Annotated in this window: 7 protein-coding genes; 4 read left to right on the top strand and 3 right to left on the bottom strand. The window is 72.3% G+C overall.

Annotation, left to right across the window (positions count from 1 at the left end):
• The first annotated feature begins 173 nt into the window (after positions 1-173).
• On the top strand, positions 174-1430 hold the full coding sequence (locus tag AOK23_RS24955) for a DUF1266 domain-containing protein (protein WP_055714886.1): 1257 nt from the start codon (positions 174-176) through the stop codon (positions 1428-1430).
• Between the two features lie 115 nt (positions 1431-1545).
• Here the strand turns inward: AOK23_RS24955 and AOK23_RS24950 are convergent, their stop codons facing one another.
• The 3 genes from AOK23_RS24950 to AOK23_RS24940 form a co-directional block, all read right to left on the bottom strand.
• Positions 1546-2586 (bottom strand): CU044_5270 family protein, encoded by a 1041-nt coding sequence (locus AOK23_RS24950; protein ID WP_055714885.1) that lies wholly within the window; start codon positions 2584-2586, stop codon positions 1546-1548.
• Positions 2583-3254 (bottom strand): RNA polymerase sigma factor, encoded by a 672-nt coding sequence (locus tag AOK23_RS24945; RefSeq protein ID WP_079049681.1) that lies wholly within the window; start codon positions 3252-3254, stop codon positions 2583-2585. The genes AOK23_RS24950 and AOK23_RS24945 overlap by 4 nt, the downstream gene beginning before the upstream one ends.
• Positions 3255-3449: 195 nt before the next feature.
• The gene (locus AOK23_RS24940) at positions 3450-5162 is read right to left on the bottom strand and encodes a chitinase (RefSeq protein ID WP_055714884.1); all 1713 of its coding nucleotides are present in this window, start codon (positions 5160-5162) and stop codon (positions 3450-3452) included.
• A gap of 353 nt (positions 5163-5515) precedes the next feature.
• On the opposite strand from AOK23_RS24940, the gene AOK23_RS24935 reads away from it, so the two are divergent.
• From AOK23_RS24935 to AOK23_RS24925, 3 genes are all read left to right on the top strand, one after another.
• Positions 5516-6388, top strand: a complete 873-nt coding sequence (locus AOK23_RS24935) for a hypothetical protein (RefSeq protein ID WP_240496544.1) — start codon at positions 5516-5518, stop codon at positions 6386-6388.
• 67 nt (positions 6389-6455) lie between these two features.
• Positions 6456-7187 carry a Flp pilus assembly protein CpaB gene (gene cpaB, locus AOK23_RS24930; protein ID WP_055714882.1) on the top strand — a complete coding sequence of 244 codons (732 nt, stop codon included), beginning with the start codon at positions 6456-6458 and terminating at the stop codon, positions 7185-7187.
• A 142-nt stretch (positions 7188-7329) separates the two neighbouring features.
• Positions 7330-8943, top strand: a complete 1614-nt coding sequence (locus AOK23_RS24925; protein ID WP_055714881.1) for a CpaE/TadZ family protein — start codon at positions 7330-7332, stop codon at positions 8941-8943.
• Positions 8944-9400: the final 457 nt, after the last annotated feature.

Here is a 9400-nt window from a genome sequence, read left to right as displayed (position 1 = left end):
CCGTTGCCTTTGCCCGTGTACAGCAGCCGACTTCGGCCGGCCGGAGGCGTTTCGGTCAGCGAGGGGGAAGCATGTCGTTCGGGCCGCCGCCCGCGGAGTCCGGGCCGCAGCCCGGGGGATTCGGGCCGTCCACCGGAGGGTTCGGGCCCGTCGCACCCGGTCCGCATGCCCCGTTGGCCTCGTCCACCTCTCCTGACCCGTTCGCCCCACCTCCCCCGGCCCCCTGGGTCGCCCCGACCGAGGTCGAGTCCGCGCTGCTCGACGCCAAGCAACGCGGCGACTGGGCCGCCTACTTCGACACTCTCGCCCGCAACCACCTCTACTTCGAGATCGAGCGCGCCGCGGCGGACGCCACGCCCAGCCGTACGTACGCCGTCTTCGGGCGTGACCCGAGAGTCCCCGGCGGGCGGGCCTGGGCGGTGTACACCGAGGGGATGCTGCCCGCTCCGGAGGAGCACCGGGTGTTCGACCGGGTCGGCCTCGCCTTCTTCGCGCGCGTGTGGCAACCCACCGACCCGTCCACGATCGTGGTCAACCCCGGCAGCCCCTGCGAGGCGTTCCTGCCCACCGCGCCACCGCACTCCGCCGCGTGGGCCCAGGCCTCCGAACGGCGGGGCCCGCCGCGGCCCGGCCCCGCGCTGCGCGCGCTCCGGGTGGGCGGCCCCCTGTACGGGTCCGTCGCCCACGGCCTGGCCTGCGGGGCCCTGTTGTGCGTCAACAACGGCTCCCTCTGGAACGCCATGGCCTGGCACGGCACCGGCTACACCGGGGAACGCACCCGGCTGCGCGAATGGTGGGGCATCACCACCCGGGAGGAGTGGCGAGGTCGTCTGGACGAGCTCCTGGGCTGCCGTGGCTCCAGCTCGGTCTGGAGCTTCGCGCTCGCCCTGCGCCAAGGCATCGCGCGGGACTTCGGCGGGCTGGTCGATGTCGGCTACTGGAAGCAGACCGCCGAGAAGGTGCTGCGGGCCAAGGCCGGAGGATCGCTCACCCTCGGCCCCGACGGAATCACCAGGAACGACCCGCTTCCCGAGGTGGAGACCGAGGCGCACGTCGAGGGGGTCCGGCGGCTCATCGGGCGCATCACCCGGTACGAGGCCCGGATGCGCGCCGACGGGATCCTCGACGAGAACCGGTACGTCACCTCCGTCGAGGCCTGGGACCTCGGCCGTGCCTCGAAGATGGCCCGCTGGGGGCTCGGCGCCCGGTTCGGGACGCTGAAGGAGGCGGAGGCCGCGGTCGTGCGGGCCGGGCGCGCAGCGGCCGTCGAGTACCGGTCGTGGCGGGACTTCTCCGCCGGGTACATCCTCGGACGCTGTCTGCACTTCGACGACGAGGAGTTCGGCGACTGGTACACGGAGATGGCCGCCGCCCACCGCATCCTGATGTCCGAGCCCGGCAGCCCCTGGCTCAACATCCCCTTCCGGTGAGCAACACGGACGGCTGCCGCTGATCACCCAGGCGGACCGACCGGCGTCTGGGGGCCGACAGGCATCGAGGGGGCCCGCCGCCGAAGCGGGCAGGCCCCCTCGTGGTCCCCACCGGCTACGAGCCGGGCCGCTCCCGCCACTTGTCGACGACGGCCCGCTCCAGCACTGCCGACTCGTCCATGACCGTCCCCTTCTTGCCCATCGGGCCGTCGGCCGTCAGATAGCTCCGCCGGCCGATGTACTCCAGGCTGTGCCGGTCGAAGATCCACTCGGTGGCCCAGTCGGCGTGCCCGTCGACGCGTCGGATGCCCACCCCGTGCCGTCCGGCCGGGTCCACCGCGTTCTCGATCCGGGTCACCCCGGGGATCCTCGCGGCGGCCTCGTACAGCGCGGCGGCGGTCCTCGACGGCATGACCGACGTGCCGAGCACCTCTCCGATCTTGTCGAAGACGGCCTGGTCCTTCTCCTGCCCCTCGAAGGTCCTGGTCAGGCGGGAGAGCCGGTCGAGGAGCCGGTCGGGGTCGGTCGGCAGCGACGCCAGCCACGTGTACGTGGGGCGGTCGATGCCCGCGGGCGTCCCCGGGGAGCCCGGCGGCAGCAGCTCCCGAACGGGGACGTAGTCGCCGCTCTCGTAGTGCAGGGCCACCCGCTTCACGGGGCCGGGCTCCTGCGGCAGCCACGCCTCCAGCTCGTGCGGCTTCCCCGGTACGAACACACTGTTCTCGTCCTTGGCCTCCGCCCCGGCCGAGAGGCTCTTGACGTACACGAACTGGTCGTCGCGTACGGGCGTGACCTCCGTGTCCGCGGCCACCTCGGCGATGCGGTCGAGCAGGACGACCGCGGTCTCCCCGTCGGACGTCTGCACCCCGAGGCCGGAATCCATGGTCGTGACCAGCCCGGCGGTCAGCGCCCCGGCCAGCGCCAGCGCGGCGGCCGGCATCCAGAGCGCGGGGCGCGGCTTCCGCAGGCGGGGCCCGCGGACGCTGGCGTCCCGGCCGCCGGCAGCGGCAGCGGGGTCAGCCGGCGTGGTGGAGGCGGCGTCGGGCCGGTCCTCGTCGATGAGTCGCATCAGACGTTCCTTGTGGTGGGAGAGGCGACCAGGGGGAACGTCCCGCTCGGGCGGGGGCGGCAGCAGTCGGGCCAGCTCCTCGTTCATCGGGATCCCTCCTGGATCTCCTTGAGTCGAAGGGCCGCGAACGCGGCCTCACCCTCTACCTCTCCGCGGCGGCACCCCGGTTCCTCACGATGTGCGTCGAATGTTCCGCGCTGTTCGCCCAGCCGCTCGTCGGTCAGCCGCCGTAGCCGCTCCCTCGCCCGCGACAGCCGTGATCGGACCGTCCCGACCGGCACCCCCAGCGCCTCGGCCGCCTGCGTGTAGTCGAGCCCCGACCACACGCACAGCGCCAGTACCTCCCGCTCGCCGCGCCGCAGCCGCCCGTACACCTCGCGGACGGCGGCGAGCCGGCGCGCGTCGTCGACGCGTCCGGCGGTCTCGTCGGCGAAGTCGGCCACCGGGCCGGGGGCGGGGCGACGGGCCAGGAAGGCCAGCCGGCGGCCGAGGCCCCGGTTGGCGTTGCGGGCCTTGTTGGTCGCCATGCCGAGCAGCCACGGCTTGAGCGAACCGCCGTCCGGGTCCAGTTGCTCCCGGGTGCGCCACGCGTCGAGGAAGGTGTCCGCCATCACCTCCTCGGCCGTCGACCAGTCGCCGGTGAGCCGGTAGGCGTGGTTGTAGACGGCGCGCGCGTACGCGTCGTAGACCTCGGAGAACGCCGCCCGGTCACCGGCCCGTATGCGCGCCCGCACGGGGTCGCCGGCCTCACTCATCTCGTATGCACCTCTTCCACCTCACACCCTTGCCTCTCCGCAGGGCGGGTCGGGTTCCGGTGACGTGCGCCACAGAGGTGCAGGGCGGGCGGTGACACGTCCGCCGGCGGCACCCGAAGGCACCGCCGGCGAAACGGTCACCCGTCGACTTCGGCGGCGGGCCCGGACAACACCGGAGCCGCCGCCGTCGACGCCCTACGGCAGTTCGTGCACGTGCGGTCCGACCGCGCCTGACCACGCGTTGCCCGCCGTCGCGTCCCAGTTCGTCGACCAGGTCATCGCGCCGCGCAGATCGGGGTAGGTCCGCGGCGGCTTGAAGGAGCCGCAGTTCGTGCCCCGGGCGAGGCAGTCGAGCGCGTTGTTGACGACGCTCGGGGCGACGTATCCGCTGCCCGCGCCGCGCGTCGAGGCGGGCAGGCCGAGGCCCACCTGGGACGGGGCGAGGCCGCCCTCCAGTTGGATGCAGGCGAGCGCGGTCAGGAAGTCCACCGAGCCCTGGCCGTAGACCTTGCCGTCGCAGCCCAGCATCGAACCGCTGTTGTAGTACTGCATGTTGACGACGGTCAGGATGTCCTTCACGTTCAGCGCCGTGCGGAAGTACGCGTTGGACGTCGACTGCATGTCGATGGTCTGCGGGGCCATGGTGAGGACCATGGAGGGGCCCGCCTTCGCCGACAGGGCCCGCAGCGCCTGCGTCATGTAAGTCGCGTCGAGACCGTTCTCCAGGTCGATGTCGACGCCGTCGAAGCCGTACGTCTGCATCAGGGAGTACACGGAGTCCGCGAAGTTCGTCGCGGAGGCCGCATTGTTCACCGCCACCGTGCCGCGCTCGCCGCCGACGGAGACGATGACCTTCTTGCCCGCGGCCTGCTTGGCCCTGAGGTCCGCCTTGAACTGGTCGACGGTGTACCCGCCGAGGCCCGCCGAGTCGAGGTTGAACGTCACCGCGCCGGGGGTGGAGGTGGCGTCGGCGAAAGCGACGGCGATGATGTCGTACTGCGACGGGACGTCGGACAGCTTCTGCACCGTCGCCCCGTTGTTGAAGTTCTGCCAGTAGCCGGTCACCGCGTGCCGGGGCAGCCCCGTGCCGGGACCGCCGGGTGTCGCCGTCGTCGTCCCCGTCACCGTCGCCGACCTCGGCGACTCGCCCGCCGCGTTCACCGCCGTGACCTGGAAGGTGTACGCGGTGGAGGCGGCGAGCCCGGTCACCGTGGCGGACGTGCCGCTGACGGCCTGGACCTTCGTGCCGTTCCGGTACACGTTGTAGCCCGTCGCGCCCGACACCGCGTTCCACGCCAGCGACACGGACGAGGACGTCGTGCCGGAGACGGTGAGCCCCGTCGGGGCGGACGGGACGGTCGGCGGCTGGTCGCCGCCACCGCCGCCGTCGGGCCCGAACACGGACACGTCGTCCGCGAAGTACGCCGCCTGCCCGTACCAGCCGTGCGTGTACACCGTCACCGACGTCGTCGAGGCACCCGTCGTGAAGTTGGTCCTCAGCCGCTTCCAGTCCGACGAGTCCGGCGTCCACGTCGACACATCGGTCGTGCCGGTGCCGCTCGCGCCCAGATATGTGTACCCGCCCCGCACCCAGGCGCTCAGCGTGTACGTCGAGTTGGGCTTCACCGCCACGGTCTGGACGCAGCGCGCGTTGTCCTGCCCGGCCGGGGTGGCCCGCAGCGAGGCGGCGCCGCCGTGCACGGGGGAGGAGACGGTCGTGCCGCTGCCCGCCGAGCAGGTCCAGTTCGCGAGGCCCGACTCGAAGCCGGCGTTCCTGGCGTTGTTGATGTCGGCGGCGGACGCCGGGGCCGCCCCGGCGAGGGTGAGGCCGGCGGCGGCCAGTACGGCGGTGACGGCTCCCGCCGCCCATCTGCGTATGCGTGGGGATATGCCTGGGACGCGGTCCACGGGGTGCCTCCGGTGGGGAGTGGGATGAGGACGGTGGCCACCGCTGGACGTACAAGTTGGTCCAGACCAATCGGGTTGTCAATACTCCGCTCAGAGGCCCGTTCACCCGTAAGGGCGCCCCAACCTCCCCGTTCACCCGTGGAGTTGGGGCATATGCGTCTCACTCTGTGTGGATACGGCCCGCACCTTCGGTGAGTTGATCAAGGAGATTCAGTGTTGATCGGGCCATGCCGTGGATATGGTGCTGATGCAAGACGATGCAGGAGGGACGGCGAGCCGTGTGCCGCCCTCTCAGGGGCCGACTGAGGCGGTGGTTCGACCACCCCGCCGCAGTGAACGGGGTGGTGTGCAGCGTGCCGACCGCGATAGCCGTCACCAGTTCCGATCTGGTGCTCCCACCGCACGACCGGCAGACACCGCCCGCGGCCGTACAGCCCCAGGAGACCCTGGAGAGCTCCCTGCTCGGCATGCACGCGCTCATCGAGCAGCACGGCTACGTCATCGCCCTCCACCAGGCGTCCGGCGCGACCCCGGAGGAACTCGCCGTCACCCGGCGCCTCCAGACCGTCCGCTCCGTCCTGGAGAGCGACCGCATCGCCCTGCTCGGAGTCGATCTGCCGCCCCTCGGACTCGCGCTGCTGGCCCAGCAGTTGCGCCAGCTGTCCGCGTGCGACTTCAGCCCGGGCGTGCTCGCCTCCTCCGTGCGCCTCCTCGCGCACTACATCTACGCCGGCGCCGTCCTCGGCACCGTCGCCAAACTCGACCGGATCCCGGTCACCCTCAAGGCGCACGCCAAGTCCTGGATGCCGGGCGCCCAGTTCGCCGTCCTGGCGACGCCGCGCCCCCAGCTGGTCCGGCTGAACGTGGCCGGCCAGGAACCGCTGTCCGGACCCGAGTTCGGCACCCGGCTGCTGGTCGCGCAGGGGCCGCAGCCGCCGTCCGACTGGGTGACCGCGGCCCTCGCGCCCGCCTGGAAGGTGCAGGGTGCCGCCACCGTGCCGCTGCCCGAGGGGTCCGTGCGCTGGTGGGGGACCGGGAAGCTCGTCGAGTTCGCCGCCGGGCTCTCCGACGTCTCCGTGCTCTACCAGCTCGTGTCCTCCGTACGCCGGGAGACCTGCCACTGGTGCGGCCTGGAACTCATCGGCGACCGCTGCGGATTCTGCGCGGCCCCGCTGCGCGAACCCGAGACCGCCCCGGCCCGCGCCCTTCCGCGGGGCGCCCCATGACGGACGTGCGCCCCCTCCGCACGCAGGTCCGCTTACTGCCCGGCACGTCCCCACGAGGTGAGATTCAGTGAACTCGCGCCAGCGCCGCGGCGTCGTCCTGCTGGTCCTGTCGGCCCTGTGCGCCCTGGCCGCCTTCGTCGGGGTGCTCTCGGTGATCCGCGACGTGAACTCCAAGGTCGGGCCCGAGGTGACGGCGTACCGGCTGAAGGGTGACATCGCGCCCTACAAGGAGCTGACCGCGGGCCAGTTCGAGAAGATCTCGATGCCGGAGCGATGGCTGTCGGACACCGCGATAACCGACCTCGCCGACATCCGCGGCAAGATCGCGGTCACCCAGCTGGAGAAGGGCTCCCTCCTCCAGTCCGACATGATCGTCGACCGTCCCGAACTGAAGCCGGGCCAGCAGGAGATCGCGATCATGATCGACGCGTCGACCGGTGTGGCCGGAAAGATCAACCCCGGTTCGCTGGTCAACATCTACGCCACGTTCGAGGAGAAGGACAGCGACTCCGGCAAGGACACCTCCAAGCTGATGGTCTCCGACGCCCGCGTCATCGACGTCGGCAAACTCACCCCCCTCGAACCGGGCCAGTCCAGCAGCGAACGCCGCCGCACGGTCACCGAGGCCGTCCCGATCACCTTCGCGCTCGACACCGCCGACGCCCAGCGCGTCGCGTTCGCCGAGTCCTTCGCTGAGCACGTCCGTCTCGCCCTCGTCGGGGGCGGCGACGCCACGGTCGTCGTACCGGACGACCGCTCGTACACCCTCGACGAGGACAAGGAGAAGACCGCGCGATGAGGTCGGTCCGGAACGTCCGCACGAGGGCACCCCGAACGGGGGTGCGTCGAATGCCCCCGCGACTGGGCATGCTGATGAGTGAACAGGGACAGGCGTCACCGGGGGAGCCCACCGGGGCCGGCACGGGAACGGGGAACCGCCGATGACCATCCGTATCCTCCCCGCTGTCGGGGACATCGACTCGGCCAGCGCCCTGACCACCCTGCTCGGCCAGCTCGCCGACGCCGAACCCGCACCACCCGTGCCCGACTCCACCGCCCTCCTCGACACCCTGGCGCGCCTCGCGGCCGACTCCCTCGACGAACTGCCCGAGGTCGTCCTCGTCCACGAACGCATCGGCCCGGTGCCCGCACTGGACCTGGTCCGCGACCTCGTCCTGCGCTTCCCGGCGGTGGGTGTCGTCCTCGTCACCTCCGACACCAGCACCGGTGTCCTCACTGCGGCCATGGACTCCGGCGCCCGCGGCATCGTCAACCTCCCCCTGTCCTACGACGCCCTCGCCGAACGCGTCCAGGCCGCCGCGGCCTGGTCGACCGGCATGCGCCGCCACCTCGGCAGCAGCACCCCCGAGCTGTACACGGGCCCCGGCGGCACCGTCGTCACCGTCAGCGGAGCCAAGGGCGGCGTGGGCGCCACCGTCGCCGCCGTCCAACTCGCCCTCGCGGCCTGCGCGTCGGGCCGTACGGTCGCCCTCCTCGACCTGGACCTCCAGTCCGGGGACGTGGCCTCGTACCTCGACGTGCAGTTCCGCCGCTCCGTCGCCGACCTCGCCGGCATCACGGACATCAACCCCCGCGTCCTCCAGGAGGCGGTGTTCGCGCACGACACCGGCCTCTCCCTCCTCCTGGCCCCCGCCGAGGGGGAGCGCGGCGAGGAGGTGACGGACCGCGTGGCCCGCCATGTCCTCGCGACCCTGCGCTCCCGTCACGACGTGGTGATCGTCGACTGCGGCTCGCAGATGACCGCGGCGACCGCCGCGGCCGTCGAGATGGCCGACCAGGCACTTCTCCTCGTCACCCCGGACGTGGTCGCCATCCGCGCCGCCAAACGCATGGTCCGCCTCTGGGACCGCCTCCAGATCCGCAAGGCGGAGGAGACCCTCACCGTGGTCAACCGCCACTCGCGCGGCACGGAGATCCAGCCGTCCCTCGTCGAGAAGGTCACCGGCACGAAGGTCGCCCGCAACGCGGTCCCCGCCGCCTTCAAGGAACTCCAGTCCGTCGTCGACGCGGGCCGCCTCCAGGACCTGGACGCCCGCTCATCGGTCAAGCAGGCCCTGTGGTCCCTGGCCGGCGAACTGGAACTGGTCACGCCCCAGGAGACCGGAGGCGGCGGCCGCCGCCGCAAACCGTCCTCCGACCGCGGCGCCCTGGTCCTGCGCCGCAAGGGCGGTGACCGAGGCTCGGCCACCGTCGAATTCGCCGGAATGTTCCCCCTCCTCCTGATCGTCATGACGATCCTCTGGCAGGCCGCCCTCTACGGCTACACCTACTCCCTCGCGGGCAACGCCGCCGACGAGGCCGCCCGCGCCGCCACAGCCGCCCACGCCATCGACGGCGACGTCCCGGGCGCCTGCCAGGCCGCCGGCACCCAGCACCTCCCCGCCGCCTGGAGCGACACGTCCATCGACTGCACCGCCAACGGCACGGTCATGAAGGCCGAGGTCGAGGCCCCCGTCCCCCTCTTCTTCCCCGGCTTCGACACGGGCTGGACGGTCAACGGCGAGGCAGGCGCGGCGCTGGAGAAGTCCCCATGACCCCCACGGACGTCCAGCAACACCCGACCGAGGGGCCACAAGCGCCCACGCCGGGTGAGCCGCGTACGGACGCGACACACGCCACGGAGGCGGCGCAAGCCCCTACGGCGGGCCAGCCGCACGCGGACGAGCCGGCGCACGTCACCGGGGTGGCGCAAGTCCCCACGGCGGGTCAGTGGCGTACGGACGAGCCGACGCACCCCACGGAGGCGGCGCAAGCCCCTACGGCGGGTCAGCCGCGTACGAACGGGTCGGCGCACGTCACCGGGGCGGCGCAGGCCCCCGCGGCGGGTGAGCCGCGTACGGGCGAGTCGGCGCATGTGAGGGGGGCGGCGCAAGCCCCCACGGCGGGTGAGCCGCGTACGGACGTAAGGGGGTGTGTCGGGGGGTGTCCGCCCGCAGCGGTTGGCGCGTCAACGGGTCCCGCTTCCCGAGAGACCGATTCCGCGCCGTTCCG

The sequence above is a fragment of the Streptomyces torulosus genome, from assembly GCF_001419765.1.
Taxonomy (GTDB): Bacteria; Actinomycetota; Actinomycetes; order Streptomycetales; family Streptomycetaceae; genus Streptomyces; species Streptomyces torulosus.
Note: the sequence above shows the minus strand (reverse complement) of the source record. Positions and strands in the feature narration are given on the sequence as shown.